The 18,971-nt window shown below is 34.8% G+C and carries 18 protein-coding genes; 8 read left to right on the forward strand and 10 right to left on the reverse strand.

Features of this window, described 5'->3' with window-relative positions; all coding sequences use genetic code 11:
- Window positions 1-136: 136 nt before the first annotated feature.
- Window positions 137-964: a hypothetical protein gene (locus GKF99_RS04030; RefSeq protein ID WP_154272708.1), complete on the reverse strand. Its 828-nt coding sequence runs from the start codon at window positions 962-964 to the stop codon at window positions 137-139.
- Between the two features lie 173 nt (window positions 965-1,137).
- Here GKF99_RS04030 and GKF99_RS04035 point away from each other — a divergent pair, with 173 nt between their 5' ends.
- Entirely contained in the window at window positions 1,138-1,665 is a 528-nt protein-coding gene (locus tag GKF99_RS04035; RefSeq protein WP_154272709.1) for a hypothetical protein, read from the forward strand.
- Between the two features lie 41 nt (window positions 1,666-1,706).
- On the opposite strand, the gene GKF99_RS04040 is transcribed toward GKF99_RS04035, so the two are convergent.
- From GKF99_RS04040 to GKF99_RS04055, 4 genes are read right to left on the reverse strand one after another with little or no spacing between them, the layout of a single operon-like run.
- Window positions 1,707-2,888, reverse strand: a complete 1,182-nt coding sequence (locus GKF99_RS04040) for a M20 family metallopeptidase (RefSeq protein WP_154272710.1) — start codon at window positions 2,886-2,888, stop codon at window positions 1,707-1,709.
- Window position 2,889: 1 nt separating this feature from the next.
- The gene (locus GKF99_RS04045; protein WP_154272711.1) at window positions 2,890-4,011 is read right to left on the reverse strand and encodes a M20/M25/M40 family metallo-hydrolase; all 1,122 of its coding nucleotides are present in this window, start codon (window positions 4,009-4,011) and stop codon (window positions 2,890-2,892) included.
- 9 nt (window positions 4,012-4,020) lie between these two features.
- Window positions 4,021-4,692 carry a hypothetical protein gene (locus tag GKF99_RS04050; protein ID WP_094206424.1) on the reverse strand — a complete coding sequence of 224 codons (672 nt, stop codon included), beginning with the start codon at window positions 4,690-4,692 and terminating at the stop codon, window positions 4,021-4,023.
- Window positions 4,693-4,702: 10 nt separating this feature from the next.
- Complete coding sequence (locus GKF99_RS04055) at window positions 4,703-5,404, reverse strand: DUF5058 family protein (RefSeq protein WP_154272712.1); 702 nt, start codon at window positions 5,402-5,404, stop codon at window positions 4,703-4,705.
- A 163-nt stretch (window positions 5,405-5,567) separates the two neighbouring features.
- Between GKF99_RS04055 and GKF99_RS04060 the strand changes: the two genes are divergently transcribed.
- The gene (locus GKF99_RS04060) at window positions 5,568-6,809 is read left to right on the forward strand and encodes a hypothetical protein (RefSeq protein WP_154272713.1); all 1,242 of its coding nucleotides are present in this window, start codon (window positions 5,568-5,570) and stop codon (window positions 6,807-6,809) included.
- A 77-nt stretch (window positions 6,810-6,886) separates the two neighbouring features.
- Here GKF99_RS04060 and GKF99_RS04065 read toward each other — a convergent pair whose 3' ends face one another.
- Both GKF99_RS04065 and GKF99_RS04070 read right to left on the reverse strand, forming a co-directional pair.
- Window positions 6,887-9,574 carry a calcium-translocating P-type ATPase, SERCA-type gene (locus GKF99_RS04065; RefSeq protein WP_154272714.1) on the reverse strand — a complete coding sequence of 896 codons (2,688 nt, stop codon included), beginning with the start codon at window positions 9,572-9,574 and terminating at the stop codon, window positions 6,887-6,889.
- A 171-nt stretch (window positions 9,575-9,745) separates the two neighbouring features.
- On the reverse strand, window positions 9,746-10,504 hold the full coding sequence (locus GKF99_RS04070) for an MBL fold metallo-hydrolase (RefSeq protein ID WP_002838696.1): 759 nt from the start codon (window positions 10,502-10,504) through the stop codon (window positions 9,746-9,748).
- A 126-nt stretch (window positions 10,505-10,630) separates the two neighbouring features.
- On the opposite strand from GKF99_RS04070, the gene ybaK reads away from it, so the two are divergent.
- From ybaK to GKF99_RS04085, 3 genes are read left to right on the forward strand one after another with little or no spacing between them, the layout of a single operon-like run.
- Complete coding sequence (gene ybaK / locus GKF99_RS04075) at window positions 10,631-11,101, forward strand: Cys-tRNA(Pro) deacylase (protein ID WP_154272715.1); 471 nt, start codon at window positions 10,631-10,633, stop codon at window positions 11,099-11,101.
- A 2-nt stretch (window positions 11,102-11,103) separates the two neighbouring features.
- On the forward strand, window positions 11,104-12,408 hold the full coding sequence (locus GKF99_RS04080) for a glutamate-cysteine ligase family protein (protein ID WP_154272716.1): 1,305 nt from the start codon (window positions 11,104-11,106) through the stop codon (window positions 12,406-12,408).
- Complete coding sequence (locus tag GKF99_RS04085; protein ID WP_154272717.1) at window positions 12,401-13,711, forward strand: glutathionylspermidine synthase; 1,311 nt, start codon at window positions 12,401-12,403, stop codon at window positions 13,709-13,711. The genes GKF99_RS04080 and GKF99_RS04085 overlap by 8 nt, the downstream gene beginning before the upstream one ends.
- Before the next feature lie 106 nt (window positions 13,712-13,817).
- On the opposite strand, the gene GKF99_RS04090 is transcribed toward GKF99_RS04085, so the two are convergent.
- The 3 genes from GKF99_RS04090 to GKF99_RS08805 are packed head-to-tail and all read right to left on the reverse strand — an operon-like array spanning window position 13,818 to window position 14,479.
- A complete protein-coding gene (locus GKF99_RS04090) occupies window positions 13,818-14,078 on the reverse strand; it encodes a type II toxin-antitoxin system RelE/ParE family toxin (protein ID WP_002838725.1) in 261 nt (86 codons plus the stop codon).
- Window positions 14,075-14,293 carry a DUF6290 family protein gene (locus tag GKF99_RS04095; RefSeq protein ID WP_002838701.1) on the reverse strand — a complete coding sequence of 73 codons (219 nt, stop codon included), beginning with the start codon at window positions 14,291-14,293 and terminating at the stop codon, window positions 14,075-14,077. Before GKF99_RS04095 ends, GKF99_RS04090 begins: the two co-directional genes overlap by 4 nt.
- A 57-nt stretch (window positions 14,294-14,350) precedes the next feature.
- Entirely contained in the window at window positions 14,351-14,479 is a 129-nt protein-coding gene (locus GKF99_RS08805; protein ID WP_277752386.1) for a hypothetical protein, read from the reverse strand.
- Between the two features lie 104 nt (window positions 14,480-14,583).
- Here GKF99_RS08805 and GKF99_RS04100 point away from each other — a divergent pair, with 104 nt between their 5' ends.
- The 3 genes from GKF99_RS04100 to GKF99_RS04110 all read left to right on the forward strand — a co-directional run bounded on the left by GKF99_RS04100 (window position 14,584) and on the right by GKF99_RS04110 (window position 18,953).
- Window positions 14,584-14,961, forward strand: coding sequence for a type II toxin-antitoxin system HicB family antitoxin (locus GKF99_RS04100; protein WP_094207779.1), 378 nt, complete (start codon window positions 14,584-14,586; stop codon window positions 14,959-14,961).
- A 141-nt stretch (window positions 14,962-15,102) separates the two neighbouring features.
- Window positions 15,103-15,522 carry a cytidine/deoxycytidylate deaminase family protein gene (locus GKF99_RS04105; protein ID WP_002838677.1) on the forward strand — a complete coding sequence of 140 codons (420 nt, stop codon included), beginning with the start codon at window positions 15,103-15,105 and terminating at the stop codon, window positions 15,520-15,522.
- A gap of 11 nt (window positions 15,523-15,533) precedes the next feature.
- Entirely contained in the window at window positions 15,534-18,953 is a 3,420-nt protein-coding gene (locus GKF99_RS04110) for a pyruvate carboxylase (protein WP_154272718.1), read from the forward strand.
- Window positions 18,954-18,971 lie beyond the last annotated feature (18 nt).

Raw genomic sequence — 18,971 nt, forward strand, 5'->3', positions numbered from 1 at the left:
AGTTTAATGAATAATAGACCTAGGAAATGTATAAAATATAAAACACCTAAAGAAGAACTTTTTGGTTTCTTACCATAAGTGTTGCATTTGATTTGACAATTCGTTGATGCAAAAAAATAGGCGAAACACTCGCCTATTAAAAGAACAAATAATTCAAAATATACATCGTAACGACCGACAACAAAAATCCAAGCTCCGTAATTCTCGTCTTCGTTTTCTTATAAAAATCGGACGAAATCACAAACGTTGGGCCAATCGCAGTGTACATAATTATAGATTTAATCAACAGCTGATTGTTCGTCACAGCACTCACTACGACGTATGTAAACACTGGAATTATCAGCAAATTCACAACAGCAAGCATGATGGATGTCAAATCCAATAAGCTTTTCAAATCAATACTTGAAATTGCAAGTGCAAATGCGATTATAATCACAACTGAACTTGTTGATTGAATAATTTTCAGAGGAGTTAGTACGTATGAGAACTTGTAAATCGCACAAATACAAAAAGCTACAGAAAAACCCATCGCCATCAAAAAGTCTGTCACATTGAAAATTCTCTTGTAAAGCATGTACACAAGATAAATCACGCAAGAAATTATAACCAGATTGTTCAGAATATTCTTGTCCATAACATTTTGCAAAAAAGGCCTCATCACGATAATATTTGAGAAAATAAACGCAGGTTCCAACGAATCCTTGTCCTTCGTGTTGATTTGGAAAATCATCATCATAATCTTAGACAATATCCACAAATACACAAAAAACACACCCAGTTTGATGTTGAAATTCTTGTACGTAAGTTCACTCAAACTAATCGCAATATTTGCCGGAATAATTACAACGTAGATTAATTTCGAAAAAAACGCGACAATTTGCTTTTCATTTGAAATCGTTCTGGCGAACAAAAATATAATTGCAAACACCACTAGAACGCTTGTCCAGTAATTAAAATAATTCATACTATCCTCCAACTTTATTATACCATAGCAAAATAGAAATCTTGAAATAAGCACGCGTATTATTTATAAATAAACTTGTTGTAATTTGTTTGACACATCGTTGACATTTTGTAAACATTTTCCACGTTACAAATCAATAAAAGGGGTATAATAGATTTAAGGAGGATAATATCATGAAGAGGAAATTATTGGTAGTATTGTTGGCATGTGTAATGCTAAGTTCTTGTGGAGTGAAAAACGTTGGAAATACTGGCGTGAAAACTTCTGGAGAAAATGGCATACATATCAAAAACGGTGACTCAGAAGTAAGTATCGGAAAAGACGGAATCGACGCTAAGAATGGCGACTCCGAAGCAAAAATCGGAAAAGATGGAATAGTCGCAAAAAACGGCGACTCCGAAGCTAATGTCAGCAAAGATGGAGTAAAAGTGCAAAACGGACTCGACCTTGAAGGAGAAGACCCAGAAACAAAAGAAAAAAGAAAGAATAATGTATTCTTGGACGAAGACAAAATAAAAGAAATGGAACTAAAAGAAAATTATCTTGAAAAAGATGACATAAAAGATTGGGAAATCAAATTGGACAAACAATCCCAAACATACACAATAAAATACAACGCACTACATCAAAAACACGAAAATGAAAGAGACGCCGTCACAGGTCAATTGTTAAAAGGAATGACAGCAGCTGTTTCAAGATAGCGCATAAATAGTAAAACAGGGATCGACTGATTCCTGTTTTTTTAACTTAGATAATCAAGTGCAAATTGCACACAAATTGCAACAGTTTTGTACAATTCACCTTCATCAATATCAAATTTTGGGTGATGATTTGGGTAAGTTTTTCCGTTTTTATCCATTTTTAAGTTACTTAACATAAAGTATGCTCCAGGAACTTTTTCAAGATAATATGCCATATCATCTCCAGCCATAGTTTCAGATTCAATATCGTATATTATATCTTCCGAAAATATCTTTTTGGTTGATTTTTTTAATAACTTAATAATATTATCATTGTTTGAAAGATGTGGATACTTCCATGCATAATCATAACTTACACTACATCTATTACCTTGTGAATAATATTCAGAAATTTCCCCTATTCTCTTTCTTATATATTTTCTAACATCATCATTAAATGTTCTTACTGTTCCTTCAATTTCAGCATCTGAAGGTATTATATTTTGATTAATTCCAGAATTTACTTTACATACAGAAATTACACATTTTTCAGAAGAACTAATTTCTCTTGATTTAATTCTGTTTATAGCTTGAACAATATCTACTAAACATACAATAGGGTCAACTGTATCTTCTGGCATAGATCCGTGTCCACCGCTTCCTTCAATTCGAATTACAAATTTATCCATAGAAGCCATAAGATTACCACTTTTAAAACCAATGCTTCCATGAGGTACACTCGCAAAAAGCCCGCCAACATGATGTCCTATTATGCAGTCTACTTTAGGATTATCTAATGCACCTTCTTTTATCATCAACTCAGCTCCACCAGGATACTCTTCTCCAGGTTGAAAAATAAATTTCACAACTCCTGAAAATTCTTTTTTAATAGAATTCAAAACTAATAATGTAGTAAGAGCATCTGCCATGTGACAATCATGTCCACATGCATGCATAAATCCATTGTGTGATTTGAAATCCAAATCAGTTTCTTCCTTTATTTCAAGTGCATCCATATCTGCTCTTATAGCTAGGCATTTTCCAGGCTTACCTGAATCAACCAATGCTATAATTCCTCTTGATCCAAGAACTTTTCTGTAGGGTATTTTGTGCTCAATTAATACTTTCTCCAGTTCTTCACAAGTTTGATAAGTATCTAATCCTATTTCTGGTATCTGATGAAGAATTCTTCTTTCTTTAATCAGAAAACTTTCATACTCTTTAACTTTTTCAATAATATTCATACTAATCTCTCATAAGGTATTCCAACAATACCTCAGCTGCTATTTTCATTTCGTCAACCTCAAGATACTCATCAGTAGTATGAACTTTTTGCATTCCTACACCGATAATAATTGCATTGAAGCCTTGTTCAGCATAAAAATTCGCATCAGATCCTCCGCCAATTACTTGTAACTCGCTATCTACTCCTATTTTCTTGTAACAGTCTTGGAATAACTTTGCAAATTTTAAATCATCTGTTGATCTTAATAGTGGATAAGCTTGAATGTAATCAAAGTCATAAGATGCATCAAATCTTTCACAGACCTCTTTACATATACTTTCGTATGAATTCAAAACGCTTTGAATTTTTTCATATGAGTGAGATCTTAGTTCACCTTTACAAATTGTTTTATCCGGAACTACGTTAGTTGGAAAATCTGAGTTAATGTAAGAAATATTTGCGGTAGTAAGCTCATCTATTCTCAAAATATCCATTTTGGAGATAATTTCAGAAATTACCTGTATAGAGCTTATTCCCTTTTCAGGCTCTATTCCTGCATGTGCTTTCTTGCCATGGACTGTTATTTCAAAGTTATTGCACGCTGGCGCTTGATAAGCAATATATTTGGATTTTCCTGCATTATCTAGCACAATTGTATTCTTTGCAGGATTAATATGCTTATAAACTTCTTCCCAATCAATATTTCTCGCTCCTAACATTCCAGCTTCTTCTCCCGGAGTTATCATACAATAAATATCTTCATGCTCTATTTTATTTTTTACTAGATATTCTAATGCATAAAGTATGACAGCGACTCCAGCCTTGTCATCTCCACCTAATGTTGTGCTACCATCTGTTTTTATAATATTTCCCTCTTCTATTATCTTGACACCTTTGTTAGGTTCCACGACGTCAATGTGAGCAGAAAGTGTCACAGCACCATTTTTGTTTCCTCTTAGTACAGAAAATATCGTAGGACAATTACCACCATATTTATGTTGTGATTCGTCAAGATAAATCTCACAACCTAAATTTTTCAAGTAATTTACAACATAATCGCATGCTTCTTTTTCATTTTTTGATGGAGAGTATATGTTAACTAACTCCTTGAATATATTCTTTAGTTTTTCTAAGTCTACCATAAATCGCTCCTAACTGTTCTTCTTTATAGTTTCAAGTTGAGTTTTGGCAAATGCAATTGATGAAAATACTGTTGTCAACGTGATTACGAATGATAAGTTTTTCAAGTTTAAAAATGCCATTAAATTTGTCATAATAAATGAAACAACTAGAGCAAATATTCCAGTTTTATAGGATTTTACCGAAAATTGAGCAAATATACCACCATATAAGGCAGGAATTATTAATGTCAAAACATTTTTAATTGAGTCTGGAATGTTTGATATAACTCCTTGACCTAACGCTGTTGCTAATATAACGAAGAATACTGCTACATAAACTGAAACCGCTACTCCCATAGTTCCCATTAATTGACCTTCTTCTGTACCCGCTTTATATCCTGATGCTTCAATTGATGTTGCTGCAGCTGGAATTTTCATATTAACGCTGTTTCCAGACAATGTTGAAACGTATAAACCTGTAGATCCAAGGATTGGATAATAGCTTATAGGCTCACTGATGTAGAATGCCCCTGAAACTGAAATTTGACTTATTGTTCCCGCAATAATAGCCGTTGCAGGTGGCAAAATTTTAAAGTAAAAAGCCATAAACAAAGCTGGCAATAAAACAGCTATCATTCCTAGAATCATAGTCATTCTTCCAAACTTTTGTACATCTTTTGTGTATTTTTCATAAGTATTCATAATTTACCTCCTACATAAAAAAGCTTGCAACAATTGCGCCACCAAACATAGCAAATGTTAGTGACCATTGTTTAACCCAGTTCGCTTTTTTGCCAATCAATTGACAAATAACCATAATTATAAACCCTGTTATTGTAGAAATTGCTAGTTGAGGTTTAACTGTAATTTTCATTAAGTTGTCAATATTAAAATATGCAAATGCTCCTAGCATTGCTCCAACACTTACTGCTGGTAGAAGAGCTTCTCTTCCACCTGTTAATAAATTATTTATTTTATCCATTCTATGACCAAAAATGAACATAATAATCAACCAACCCATTACACCTAGAGCTGGAACCCATAAAGCGTTTGCAAAAACAACTGGATCCATTTTTGTAGAAAGTTCTGAACCTAACGCTTTAGCTCCAAAATTAGCTGCCATTGTTTCGTAATTTGTTCCACCAATTACACTCATCCTAAGAGCAGTAACAGGTGCACCTAATGAAACAATTAAGGCCAAGATACTTCCGACAATTCCTAGAGCAGGTCCTATACTAGATATTGCACTAGTAGTAATTCCTTTTTTTATCTTCTTTTCATCCATGCCTTTTTCTTTAGCACATTTTATAGTTTTTTTCAAAACTACAGTTGCTTGAAATAATACCAACAATATTCCCACTGAACACGCTATGTACATTAGTGGGTGATTTGCATAAAAAAATTGATTGTCCATAAAATACTTCCTTTCTTTTTCATTTTTGTTTTATGTCTTTTTTATGTCTTTAATTATATTATTATGTCTTTTTATATTTTTGTCAAGTGTTTTTGCAATTTATTTTAAAATTTTTTTATTTTGATATAATATACATAAGATGAATTTTATTGAGGAGAGTAAAATGGTGAAATTAGCAATTATAGGCACTCAGGAAAGTGTTAGTTTAATAAATAAAATTATTGATAAAGACTTTGAAGATATCTCCTATTGTAATTTAGTTTTGGACAAAGTTAAAAAAATAAAAGACATAATAGTTAATATTACCGAAGATATTGATGGTATTTTTGTAACTGGAATGGGCGTTTACTTTGAATTATTAAAATACGACATTAATGTTCCTATTTCATTCGCAAAACATGGTTCAATATCTTTGATAAAATGCTTGGAAAAAATGAAAGCTGATAATTGCTTGAAATCTCAAACAAGATTATCATTTGATATTATTTCTGACACAACTATTGAAGATATTATCAACGATTTCAACTATTCAATCAGTAACTTCTACATAGAAGAATCGAAACCTGAAAAAAACGAAGATTATTATATAACAAAACACTTAAAACTATTTCATGATAAAAAAATAGATTATGTAGTTACCTCATATGGATATATTTATTCTCTTTTCAAAAGCTTAGATCTTCCAGTCTATAGAATGTTTCCCTCAATTATAGATTTAAAAAATAATATTGAAGACTTGTTGCTTGAAATAAAAATATCAAAATTAGATAAATCGAAAATTATGGTTTATAGGTTTCAACCGATTAATCAGATTAATGTCTTAGATTATAAAAAGCCGTTTGTAAAATTTTCAAAATCCATAGATGCTTTTGTTGATTTTAATGAGGATAATAGCATCACGATAATTTCAACAAAAAATTACTATAATAACAGATTCAACATGGCACTAGTTTCAAATTTTTTACAAGAATATGAATTAACTAATTTTATAGCAGGTATTGGATCTGATATCTCAGTAAAAAAGGCATTAAAAAATTCCCAAAAAGCTCTTAATGATGATTCTAATAATATCACTTATTTTGATGGAATAGCATTTCATTATTATAATGATAATGAAAAACTACATCCTATAAATTTAATCACCGATGAGGAAATTTTAGAAATATCAGAAGATACCGGTGTTATTCCAAAAAGAATTCATCAGTTGTATGATGCTATGATCAATTTAAATAAGTATGAATTTTCCAGTTATGAAATATCGGAAATATTAGAACTCAGCGTTAGAAGTGCTAATAGAATAATCAACAGCTTAGTAGAAAATGGTTACGGCGAATTTATCGATAAAAATACACAGAATAATATTGGGAGGCCAAAAAGATTCGTAAAGATAAACTTTTTCAATTAGTTTATTAATTCCTTATTCTTTCACACAGCACCCCACTAAAAAAGACGTATCACACGATACGCCTTTATTGTTGTCTATTATTTTTTGCTTTTTACTGCTTTTAATATTTCTCCTGCTGCGAATGGCAACAATGCACATGGAAGGATTACTTTGTAGTGTTCAAGGTGAAGTGGTATTGTTTCGAATACATCATTTACTCCAGGAATGTAGATTACTGCTAGCATTAAGAATAGTGATAGTGATGTTCCCATTACTAATGCTTTGTTAGAGAATAATCCGATTTGGAATACTGATTTGTGTTCACTTCTTACTGAATAACTTCTTAGTAATTCTGATAATATCAATGTTGCAAATGCAACTGTTCTTGCAGATTCGATGTGGCCATCGAAGTGGTTCAATCCGTAGTTGTACGCAAATAATGTCGCAACTGTGATTGCCAATGATTGAACGATGATGCTTAGTCTCATGTTCTTGTCGATGATTGGTTCTTTTGGTGAACGAGGAGCTCTGTTCATGATGTCAGCTTCTCCTTTTTCAACTCCAAGAGCCATTGCTGGGAATGAGTCTGTCACTAAGTTTAACCATAATAATTGAATTGGGATAAATGGTGTGTCCCATTTAAACATTATCGCCAAGAATACGATAAGAATTTCTGCGATGTTACAGCTTAGTAAGAACGATACGAATTTTTTGATATTCGAGTAAATTATTCTTCCTTCTTCTACTGCATGAACAATTGTCGCAAAGTTGTCGTCTGTAAGGATAACTTCTGAAGTGTTCTTCGCAACGTCTGTTCCAGTGATTCCCATCGCAATTCCGATGTCTGCTTTTTTGATTGCAGGTGCATCGTTGACTCCGTCACCTGTCATTGCTGCAATGTGTCCGTTTTCTTTCAATGCTGTTACGATTTGTACTTTGTTTTGTGGAGAAACTCTCGCATAAACTCTCTTTTCTTTGACGATTTCACGGATTTCATCGTCTGTCATGTTGTTAAGTTCAGCTCCCATGATTGCTTGTGAGTCGTCTGTACAAATCCCCAAATCTTTCGCGATTGCTACTGCTGTTTCCAAATAGTCCCCAGTAATCATAACTGGTGTGATTCCCGCTGTTTTACATTCTTCGATTGCATCTTTTACTTCTAGTCTTGGTGGGTCTATCATTCCTGATAATCCTACAAATACCATGTTTTTTTCGATGTTTTCAGATGTAATTTCATTTGGCAAATCATCGTGTTCACGAAGTGCATAAGCCAGTACACGAAGTGCTTGTTTTGCGTATTCGCTGTTTTTATTCAACAATTTTTGTTTTAATTCTTCTGTTAGTGGTTTTATTTCGTTGTCGATTAAAATCTTGCTACATTTTTCAATAATTATATCTGGTGCACCTTTTGTGAAGGAAATAATCTTGTCAGATAAGAATTTATCGTGGAATGTAGTCATCATCTTTCTTTCGGAATCGAATGGAATTTCTTCTATTCTAGGATAATTTTGATTGGATTCTTCTTTTGTGATGTTTTGTTTTCCGGCTGCTGTGTGAAGCGCTCCTTCTGTAGGATCTCCCACAATCTTGTACGTTCCGTCTTCTTCGATTAATTTCGAATCATTTGTAAGACTCATTATGTGAAGCAAAGTGTTAAGAGATTTGATGTCATCTTCTTGCATTTTACGGTCTTCAATCAAATAATCGCCTTCAGGTTTGTATCCTGTTCCTGTGACATCGACATCAGTTCCATCGACGTAGATTTTCTTCACAGTCATTTCGTTTTGAGTCAATGTACCAGTCTTGTCGGAACAAATTACAGTAGTTGTTCCCAATGTTTCAACAGCCAAAAGTTTCTTTACGATGGCGTTTTTCTCTGCCATTCTTCCCATTCCCAAACTAAGCACGATTGTAACGATAGCTGGAAGTCCTTCTGGAATCGCTGCAACTGCAAGTGATACCGCAGTCATCAACATGTTCAACGCACCAAAATCATACAAGAAATATCCAACTGCAAATACAATTGCACACACAACAACAGTTATGATACCCAATTGCTTAGATAATTGTGCCAATTTTCTTTGAAGAGGAGTTTCTTCGTCTTCAACTTGTGACAAACTCGTTGCAATTTTACCGATTTCTGTATTTTGTGCAGTTTCTACAACGACACCCTTCGCTCTACCGTAGCTTACGATAGAAGAACTGTATGCCATGTTTGTTCTGTCGCCAATTCCTGCATCTGTTGTGATTTCATCCTTTGCATTTTTTTCTACAGCAACTGATTCACCAGTCAACGATGACTCGTCGATTTTCAAGTTAGTAGATTCCAACAATCTCAAATCCGCAGGAATAATATCTCCCGTTTCCAATTCAACGATATCTCCTGGAACCAAGTTTTGTGAATCCACTTCCATAATCTTGCCATTTCTGATGACCTTGGCTTTAGGACTTGCCATTTTTTGCAAAGCTTCTATTGCTTGTTCCGCTTTACCTTCTTGATAAATCGAAAGCACCGCATTCACAATAACGATAGCGATGATAATAATACTATCTGTGACTTCCCCAATAGCCATGGATAAAATAGATGCCAATAGCAAAATAATTATCATCGGATCCAAAAATTGATCCTTTAATTTGGCTGCCATGGACTTTTTCTTCTTTTCTTTTAATACGTTCTTGCCGTATTTTTCTAATAAACTAGCTACCTTACTGTCGGATAGACCATTGTTTTCGTCAGTATCCAAACTTTTGATAACACTGTCATTAGATTCCTTGTACCAATCCAATCTCTTACCTCCTGTTAATTTACATAATAAAAAAAACTTTCACCATTTCTGGCAAAAGTCTTGCTAACCAAAGTGGCCTTGTGCCGGGTTTCAACCGTAATGACGACACAATATTTTTAAGCTACTCCCTTTTGTAATATTAATTTTACCAAAAATATTATATTAAATCAATTATTTTATTATAACTTGAAACGTATCGTGTTCTTTTTTCATATTCACAATCTTGCAATCCTCGTAATCGTGAGTGTCGATAAATTTGTCCACAATCGTTGGATCTTTTGTGAAATGCATTGGGAACAAAACTTTCGGATTGCATTTGTCGACAAATTCATTCACACCCAAATCGTATCTTTCCTTTAATCTAGGATCCACCGGGAAAAATCCAATGTCAACGTGTCCAATCTTGTCGATTTCCTTGGAGAAATCTTGTTGCATCTTTTGTTTTTCTTCTTCGGTGTCTTCTTCCCACACCCAATTGTTCAAATCTCCTGCGAAGAAAAATTTCAAATGGTTCGCTTCAAAATACACGCTAATTCCCATATCAGTCGAACCAAGCGCTGTAAAATCAACTCCGTAGACAGATGTCGATTCACCAACTTCAAGTTTGATAACCTTCTTGTCGAAATGCTTCTTCAATTCTTCGATATTATCTTGTCCCAAAAACACAACATTGTCTTTCGTATCATAATCAAAAACCTCTTCGTAAACATCCTCTGAGACAATGTATGTAATGTCACTCGCATTTTCATAATCAAAAATACTCTCGTTGTAGTGATCCGCATGTGAATGAGTCACCACGAAAATCACCTTCTTATCGTTCACATTTTTTGGCAAAGTTCCTTGAAAATAATCGAAAATAATAATCTTGTCTTCAAATTCCAAAGAAAATGAACTGTGGTATATATATCTAATGTTTAATTTGTGTTCCATTAAAATTCCTCCTCGTATATATTTACCCATAAACAGACAATTTACGCAAGTAAATATTCGATAAATTTTATAAAACAACAAATATTTTCACTTGTAGTATAATATTAATAATGAAAGGATGAGTTTATGAAAAAAACTAACGCAATGAGAATACTCGACAAACAAAAAATTGGGTATAAATATATAGAATACTCCGTAGGAGACGATGTGAGTGGCGAAAATGTCGCAAGCAAATTAAACGAAGATGAAGCTTACGTGTTCAAAACACTTGTCACAATTTCCAATACGAACGAAAATTTCGTGTTCGTTGTAGCTGTAAAAGACGAGCTTGATCTGAAAAAGTGTGCGAAAATAGCCGGAGTGAAAAAACTCGAAATGATTCATGTAAAAGATTTATTAAAAACTACCGGCTACATTAGAGGTGGTTGTTCTCCCATCGGAATGAAAACAAAATTTAAGACTTTTATCGACGAGAGTTGTGAAAATAAAGAATATATCTATGTGTCTGGCGGCAAAATCGGAGCACAAATCAAAATCGCTCCCGAAGATTTGATAAAAATTTGCGATATTATTGTGGCGGACCTTAAAAAGGAGTAAAAATGGATTACGAAAAACAGCTTGAAGCTGTAATTAACTACATCAAAAGCGGAGAAAAACTAAAAGAAGATTTCACTATTGGAATGGAAATGGAACATTTCATCATAGACAAGGATAGTTTGAAAACTGTGTCGTACTGGGGAGAAAAAGGCGTCGGCGAAACTCTCAGAGAACTTCACAATCATGGATGTGCAGCTTACAAAGAAGGAGATTACATTCTTGGACTTGAAAATGATGATTTGGCAGTGTCGACAGAACCTGGAAGTCAGTTTGAGGTTGCATTGTCATCGAAGTGGAACATTGATGAGTTAAAAGATATTTACATCAAAAATATGAGAAATCTTGTTGAAATTTTCGATAAGAAAAACCAAGCCATGGTGACTTTGGGATATCATCCTGTGACTAAAATCGACGAGATTAAAATCTTGCCTAAAAAAAGATACGATTTTATGTACAAATATTTCAACGAAAGAGGAGATATGGCTCACAACATGATGAAGGGAACTTGTTCGTTGCAAGCAAGCATCGACTATTCATCAGAAAAAGATTTCTGTAAGAAATACAAAATCGCAAACTGTTTGTCGCCTGTTTTCTACACATTGTTCGACAATGCATATATTTTCGAAGGGAAACCAGCAAAAAGTCGTAACATGAGAGAAATCATTTGGGAAAACACAGACACTGACAGATCTGGTATGTATAAGTTTAGCTTCGATGATGATTTGAGCTACAAAAAATACGCCGAACATATTTTGAACACGCCATTAATTTTCTCAATTGATGAAAACCACGAACCTTATTATGTCGGAAAGACAACTTTCAAGGAAGTATTTGAAGATGTGAAGGACACTGGTTTGATTTTCCACGCATTATCAATAGTATTTCCAGATGTAAGGGCGAAACGATACATCGAAATCAGAATGATGGACGAAATCAAATATCCACTTAATTTCTCAGCAGTCGCTCTAATCAAAGGATTGTTCTACGACGAGACTAATTTGGACAAATTATCAGAGCTTTTCAAAAACATGACGTATGAAAATTGCATGAAAGCAAAACTAGATGCACGCAGAAAAGGACTGGATGCTACATTCATGAATGTAAACATGTTAGAGTTTTGCAAAATGCTTGTGGATATGGCAAAAAACGGACTTCCTGCAAATGAAATCGGATATTTAATTCCACTAGAAGAAATGTTGGAAAAAGGAATGAATCCAAGAGATCAGTTCGAGAAAATTTACAAGGAAAAAGGGCTTCGTGAAGCTGTAGTTGCAAATGAATTAAAATTGGAGGATTTAGATGTATAATGACGAATATTCATTAGAATTATATAAAATAGTAAGAGAAGACGAGGACATGTATTACAGGGATTTCGTGGATTTTATCGCCAAAACAAAAGTGTCAAAGGCGATTTATCACGGAGAACCAATCCCTATGACCTACCAAGGACTTTTCTACAACAAAAAGAACCGCTCAGATTTTGTATACATTTCAAATATTTTGATGAGCATTACAGACAAAATCACAAAAGAATTTGTGAAAAATCCTGAATATCGTAAACTGTTCCAATTAGATCCAACAATTGAAGAGCTAGTGCTTCACGATCCAGGATACGATGTTCCAGTTCCGATTTGTCGCTACGACGTGTTCTACGACGGAGTAAACTACATGCTTTGTGAACTCAACACAGACGGATCATCTGCGATGAACGAAGACAACACACTAGGACAACTTCTTCTTCAAACAAAAGCTATGCAAAAATTTATGGAAAAACACTCAGTCGAAAACATCGACATGTTCAATCCATGGGTTTGGGAAACAGCTGATATGTACAAGAAATACGTATCCGATAAGAAACCAAACATTGCAATCGTGGATAATTTGGAAGTGGGAACTCCAAACGAATTTGACGAATTCAAAAGAGTCTACGAAGAAAATGGATTCAACTGCGAAATCATCGACATCAGAGATTTGGAATACAAAAACGGCAAATTGTGCCACGGAGATTATGTGATAGATTTGGTTTACAGAAGAATCGTGACATTAGAATTGTTGAAAATAAAAGATCAAATCAAACCATTCTTGGATGCGTACATGGACAATGCATTCTTCATGGTAGGATCATTCAGATCACAATTGATGCACTCCAAGCTAATATTCGAAATCTTCAGAGACGAACAAACACAAGCGCTACTTAACACTGAAGAAAAGAAATTCATCGACGAACACGTTCCATTTACGAAAAAAATCGAAGAACGTGATGCCTACGAAATCATAATGAACAAGGATAAATACATCTTCAAGCCAATCGACGGCTACGCTTCACTTGGAATATACGTTGGCCGTGAAATGAGAGAAGATGATTTGAAAGAAAAACTTCCAGAATTTATCCGCACAGGCTACGTATTCCAAGAATATTACGATATGAATAAGTGCGAGTTCTTGGAATTCGAAGAAAAATCTCCCGTACTCAACAAATTCACACAAGTCGTGGGACTGTTCATCTACAACAAACACTTGATCGCCCCTTACACACGAATCGGAAAAGATAACGTCGTAAGTGGCGCCAGAAAATATTATACAGCACCAAACTTGTTCATAAATGAGTAATTAAAAGCCACATTGTGTGGCTTTTTTTGGTGTGTGTAAAAGTTTTGAGATTTGCAAATAAAAAAGTTATTTGTAGAATTAAAGCTCGTACTACAAATAACTTTTTTCAACATTTATATATATTTTTCCTATGATCGACTTCTACAACGCAGATTATTAATTTATCGTCATCAATCTCGCAAATAATTCTGTAGTTCGACACTCTGTATCGCCAAAATCCTCTCAAATTGGCTGACAATGCCTTACCTCTTGCACGTGGCTCTTCTAATTGACCTACTTTCTCCATATAATGAATAATCATTTTTTGAATAGGCTTATCGAGTTTTTTCAAGGATTTTAGTGATTTTTCTGAATAAATAACCCTCATATACCCAACTCTTTTTTTACCTCATCATTACTGTAAAATTTCATTTGGTCTTTGTTTAACAGATACTCATTAATTATTTTTTCATCATACTCTTGTTCGATTTTTTCCAATAATGATTCTCTTGCCCAGTCGGATAAAGTTTTGTTTTTTTCTTTTGAAACATTTGTGAAAAGTTCCTTATCCGATTCGCTCAATCTAATCGTTATAGTAGCCATAAAATCACTCCTTTTATTGTGTTACATCGTAACATAATTGTATTATAAATTCTTTACTTAGTCAAGCATACAACTTACGACACCATAATTTTTAGTTGTAACTTTTAGGTGTTCATTTGATTTTATTAATTCATCAATCATTTCGGATAAATTATCTCTGAAATTTTCTGCAGTTGTACTTTTCATTGCCTCAACTCTTTCTATTTTTTATTATATCCTATATTATTCTAATACAGTGCTGGACTTTTATGCGCATTATGCGTATTATTAAAGCATAAGGAGGTTAGACGATGTTAAAATCATATCCTGCTATTTTTCATAAAGAAGAAGATTCATATTGGGTAGAGTTCCCAGAGTTTGGCGGTGGAACTGAAGGAGATAATATCGAAGAAGCAATGGTAAACGCACATCAAATGTTAGAAAGCGTGCTGGCTACTTTCATTGATGAAGATATTCCACTTCCTAAACCAAGTGATATTACTAAAATAAAAGTCGAAGATGGATTTACTTCTATGATTCAAGTTGATCCCACACCATTTATCAAAAACAACAAAACCATCAGAAAAAATGTTACAGTTCCTGAATGGTTGGTTAGACTTTGTGATCGTCAAAATATCAATTATTCTGAAGTTTTGACCACAGCTCTTGAAAAGAAAATCAACGCATAATTTTGTAAATATTTTTATTTCACTAAGCCACATTGTGTGGCTTTTTTTGTGTGTGCTTTTGTAGCTTTTCAGTTTTTCTTTTTTTGCTTTTATGATAATATTAAAGGTAAAGAAATTTTTTAATGATGATGAGAGGTCAATATGAGAAAATCTTGGAATGAATATTTTATGGATTTGGCATTGAATGTTGCGACACGAAGCACTTGTGACAGGGCGTTTGTTGGTTGTGTGTTGGTGAATTCTGACAACAGGATTGTATCGACAGGTTACAATGGTGCTATTAGTGGCAATCCTCACTGTGACGAGGTTGGTCACACTTTGCGTGACGGACATTGTATTGCTACGATTCACGCGGAGATGAATGCTTTGTTGTATTGTGCGAAAGAAGGAATTGCTGTGAAGGGTTGTATTTGTTATGTGACTCATTTTCCTTGTTTGAACTGCACGAAATCTTTAATTCAAGCTGGAATTAGCAAGATTTATTATCACGAGGCTTATCGTGTGGATGAGTATGCGATTGAATTGTTAGACCGAAATAATATTGAATATGTCCAAATTTAAAGAGGTGTAATATGGATAAAATAAAAAAACTTCTAGTGGCAAACCGTGGCGAGATTGCTATTAGAATTTTCAGAGCTTGTAGTGAGCTTGGAATAAGAAGCGTTGCGATTTATAGCGAAGAGGACAAGACTTCCCTTTTCAGAACAAAGGCTGACGAATCGTATTTGATAAAAGATGCGGCATCTCCTTTGTCGAGTTATTTAGATATCGAAAAAATCATTGCGATTGCAAAATCCAAACACTGCGATGCCATTCATCCTGGTTATGGATTTTTGAGTGAAAATGCAGAATTTGCTAGACGTTGCAAGGAAAACGGAATAATTTTCGTGGGTCCTGACGAATCAGTTCTACATAGTTTAGGTGACAAGGTCCAATCGAAGTTAGTTGCCAAAAAAGCTGGCGTACAAACTATTGAAGGCGTGGAAACTCCTATCAGAAATAAAAATGAAGCATTGGAAATCGCAAACCAAATCGGCTATCCAGTTATGGTAAAAGCATGTGCTGGTGGTGGCGGACGTGGAATGAGAATTGTCGAAAAAGAATCCGATTTGATGAGTTCTTTCGTCAGCGCACAAAACGAATCCAAGAAAGCTTTCGGATCAGACGATATGTTTATCGAAAAATACATCCGCAATCCAAAACACATTGAAGTGCAAATTATAGCCGACAATCACGGAAATATTCTTCACTTATACGAGAGAGATTGTTCCATTCAAAGACGTCACCAAAAGGTTGTGGAATTTGCTCCTGCATTTTCGATTTCAGACAAAACGAAGGACGAACTTCACAACGATGCCATCAAAATCTGCAAGGAAGTTGGCTACACAAATGCCGGTACTGTGGAGTTTTTGGTTGACGAAGACGAAAACCACTATTTTATCGAAGTAAACCCAAGAGTTCAAGTAGAACACACAGTTAGTGAACTTATCACTGGAATAGATATCGTTCAAACTCAAATTCTGATAGCAGACGGCAAAAGTTTTGATTCAGATGAGATAGGAATTTATTCACAAGACGATGTTCACTGCAACGGTTATGCAATTCAATGCCGTATCACGACAGAAGATCCTGCGAATAATTTCATGCCTGATACTGGTAAGATTGATTTGTATCGTACAAGTTCCGGATTCGGCGTGAGACTTGACGGTGGAAATGGATTCACAGGCTCAGTAATCACACCATATTACGATTCGCTTTTGGTTAAAATCACTGCTTTCTCCAGAACATTCAACGACACAATAAACAAAGCAATCCGTGCTTTGAGAGAAACTAAAATCAGCGGCGTGAAGACAAATATCGGCTTCATCATCAACGTTCTAAACACAGAAGAATTCCACAAGGGAGTGTGTGACACTGGATTTATTTCCAAAAACCCTGAACTTTTCGACATCAAACCATCAACTGATAAGGAATTAAAGGTGTTGAATTTCATCAGCGAACGCTCCATTCGAGGTGAGAAAAAAGAATACAACATTCCACAAATTCCAGAATTTACCAAGACAAATTCTACAGGAACCAAAGATATTTTCGAAGAAAAAGGCACTAAGGGACTTAGCGATTGGATTTTGAACCAAGATAAACTTCTAATTACAGACACAACACTAAGAGATGCGCACCAATCATTGATGGCGACACGAATGAGAACAAGAGATATGCTTCCTATCGCAGAAGCTACCAATGAATTGATGAAGGACTTGTTCAGTTTGGAAATGTGGGGTGGCGCAACATTTGATGTAAGCTACAGATTTTTGAAGGAAGATCCTTGGATTAGACTACAAGAACTTCGCAAAAGAATTCCGAACATTTTATTCCAAATGCTACTTCGTGGAAACAACACCGTAGGATACAAAAATTATCCAGATAATGTCGTGGTAAAATTCGTACAAAAAGCCGCTGAAAATGGAATCGACGTGTTCAGAGTGTTCGACTCATTAAACTACATCGACGGAATTAGACTTGCGTGTGACAGCGTACTTGAACAAGGAAAAATCTTGGAAGCAACGCTTTGCTACACAGGTGACATCTTGGACGAAACAAGAGACAAATACTCACTAGAATATTACGTAAAAAAAGCGAAGGAACTAGAATCAATCGGCGCAAATATTATAGCAATCAAAGACATGAGCGCACTGTTAAAACCATACGCAGCAACGAAGCTAATCTCAGCATTGAAAAACGAAGTCTCTGTTCCAATTCATTTGCACACACACGACACCACAGGAAACGGAGTCGCTACGATAATAAACGCTTGTGAATCCGGAGTTGACATAGTGGACACTTGCTTCAACTCAATGAGTTCACTCACAAGCCAACCTGCACTCAACTCAGTCGTAGCAGCTCTTGAAAACACTCCACGTCAAACAGGAATCAGCCTTTCAAACTGCGACAAAATCAGCAACTACTACAAAGACGTTCGCTCATACTACTCACAATTTGAGAGCGATTTGAAAAGTGGTACAACAGAAATTTATCGCTACGAAATTCCTGGAGGACAATATTCCAACCTCAAACCACAAGTAGAATCGTTCGGACTTGGAGAAAAATTCGACGAAGTAAAATTAATGTACAAAAAAGTCAACGACATGCTAGGTGACATCATCAAAGTTACACCATCATCCAAAATGGTCGGAGACATGGCTATATTCATGGTGGCCAATGGGCTCACTCCTGAAAATATCTACGAAAAAGGCAAAAATCTGGACTACCCAGACTCAGTAATATCATTCTTCAAAGGAATGATGGGACAACCTGAAGGTGGATTTAACGAAAAATTACAAAAAATCGTATTAAAAGATGAAAAGCCAATCACAAAAAGAGCGGGACTTTACATCGACCCATTTGATTTCGACAAAGACACAAAAGATTTAGAAGACAAATACAAAATGGAATTCGACGAAAAAGACATCGTATCACACGCACTTTATCCAAAAGTATTTGAAGATTACCTAGACTACAGAAAAACAAAGGGCAACTTCACTTACATGGACACCCCAACATTCTTCCAAGGAATAAATGAAAAAGAAACAGTCGAAGTTCCAATAGAAGAAGGCAAAATCCTTATCATCAAACTAATAGAAAAAGGAAGATTGGAAAAAGACGGCTATCGTAACTTCACTTATGAAGTCAACGGAAACAGACGTGAAGTAAAAGTGTTCGATGAATCTGCAAAAATCACAGAACGTGAAGAAGACAACCTATCAGTAGCAGATCCTAACAACGACAAAGAAATCGGGGCATCAATTCCAGGAAGAGTCGTAAAAGTCCTAGTCAAAGAAAACGACAAAGTATCAGTCAACGACCCATTGGTAGTAGTGGAAGCCATGAAAATGGAAACCAACATACTATCCAAATCAGAAGGAATTGTAAAATCAATCCTAATCAAAGAAAATGACACCATCGACACAGACCAACTTTTAATAGTTTTGGAATAAAAAAATGGATTGTAGAGT

Source organism: Finegoldia sp. BIOML-A2, from assembly GCF_009678315.1.
Classification (GTDB): domain Bacteria; phylum Bacillota; class Clostridia; order Tissierellales; family Peptoniphilaceae; genus Finegoldia; species Finegoldia magna.

What these genes read in the sequence shown, in the direction of transcription:
- GKF99_RS04030 (WP_154272708.1), bottom strand. Translation starts at nt 964, where the DNA reads ATGAATTATTTTAATTACTGGACAAGCGTTCTAGTGGTGTTTGCAATT.
- GKF99_RS04035 (WP_154272709.1), top strand. Translation starts at nt 1,138, where the DNA reads ATGAAGAGGAAATTATTGGTAGTATTGTTGGCATGTGTAATGCTAAGT.
- GKF99_RS04040 (WP_154272710.1), bottom strand. Translation starts at nt 2,888, where the DNA reads ATGAATATTATTGAAAAAGTTAAAGAGTATGAAAGTTTTCTGATTAAA.
- GKF99_RS04045 (WP_154272711.1), bottom strand. Translation starts at nt 4,011, where the DNA reads ATGGTAGACTTAGAAAAACTAAAGAATATATTCAAGGAGTTAGTTAAC.
- GKF99_RS04050 (WP_094206424.1), bottom strand. Translation starts at nt 4,692, where the DNA reads ATGAATACTTATGAAAAATACACAAAAGATGTACAAAAGTTTGGAAGA.
- GKF99_RS04055 (WP_154272712.1), bottom strand. Translation starts at nt 5,404, where the DNA reads ATGGACAATCAATTTTTTTATGCAAATCACCCACTAATGTACATAGCG.
- GKF99_RS04060 (WP_154272713.1), top strand. Translation starts at nt 5,568, where the DNA reads ATGGTGAAATTAGCAATTATAGGCACTCAGGAAAGTGTTAGTTTAATA.
- GKF99_RS04070 (WP_002838696.1), bottom strand. Translation starts at nt 10,504, where the DNA reads ATGGAACACAAATTAAACATTAGATATATATACCACAGTTCATTTTCT.
- ybaK (WP_154272715.1), top strand. Translation starts at nt 10,631, where the DNA reads ATGAAAAAAACTAACGCAATGAGAATACTCGACAAACAAAAAATTGGG.
- GKF99_RS04080 (WP_154272716.1), top strand. Translation starts at nt 11,104, where the DNA reads ATGGATTACGAAAAACAGCTTGAAGCTGTAATTAACTACATCAAAAGC.
- GKF99_RS04085 (WP_154272717.1), top strand. Translation starts at nt 12,401, where the DNA reads ATGTATAATGACGAATATTCATTAGAATTATATAAAATAGTAAGAGAA.
- GKF99_RS04090 (WP_002838725.1), bottom strand. Translation starts at nt 14,078, where the DNA reads ATGAGGGTTATTTATTCAGAAAAATCACTAAAATCCTTGAAAAAACTC.
- GKF99_RS04095 (WP_002838701.1), bottom strand. Translation starts at nt 14,293, where the DNA reads ATGGCTACTATAACGATTAGATTGAGCGAATCGGATAAGGAACTTTTC.
- GKF99_RS08805 (WP_277752386.1), bottom strand. Translation starts at nt 14,479, where the DNA reads ATGAAAAGTACAACTGCAGAAAATTTCAGAGATAATTTATCCGAAATG.
- GKF99_RS04100 (WP_094207779.1), top strand. Translation starts at nt 14,584, where the DNA reads ATGTTAAAATCATATCCTGCTATTTTTCATAAAGAAGAAGATTCATAT.
- GKF99_RS04105 (WP_002838677.1), top strand. Translation starts at nt 15,103, where the DNA reads ATGAGAAAATCTTGGAATGAATATTTTATGGATTTGGCATTGAATGTT.
- GKF99_RS04110 (WP_154272718.1), top strand. Translation starts at nt 15,534, where the DNA reads ATGGATAAAATAAAAAAACTTCTAGTGGCAAACCGTGGCGAGATTGCT.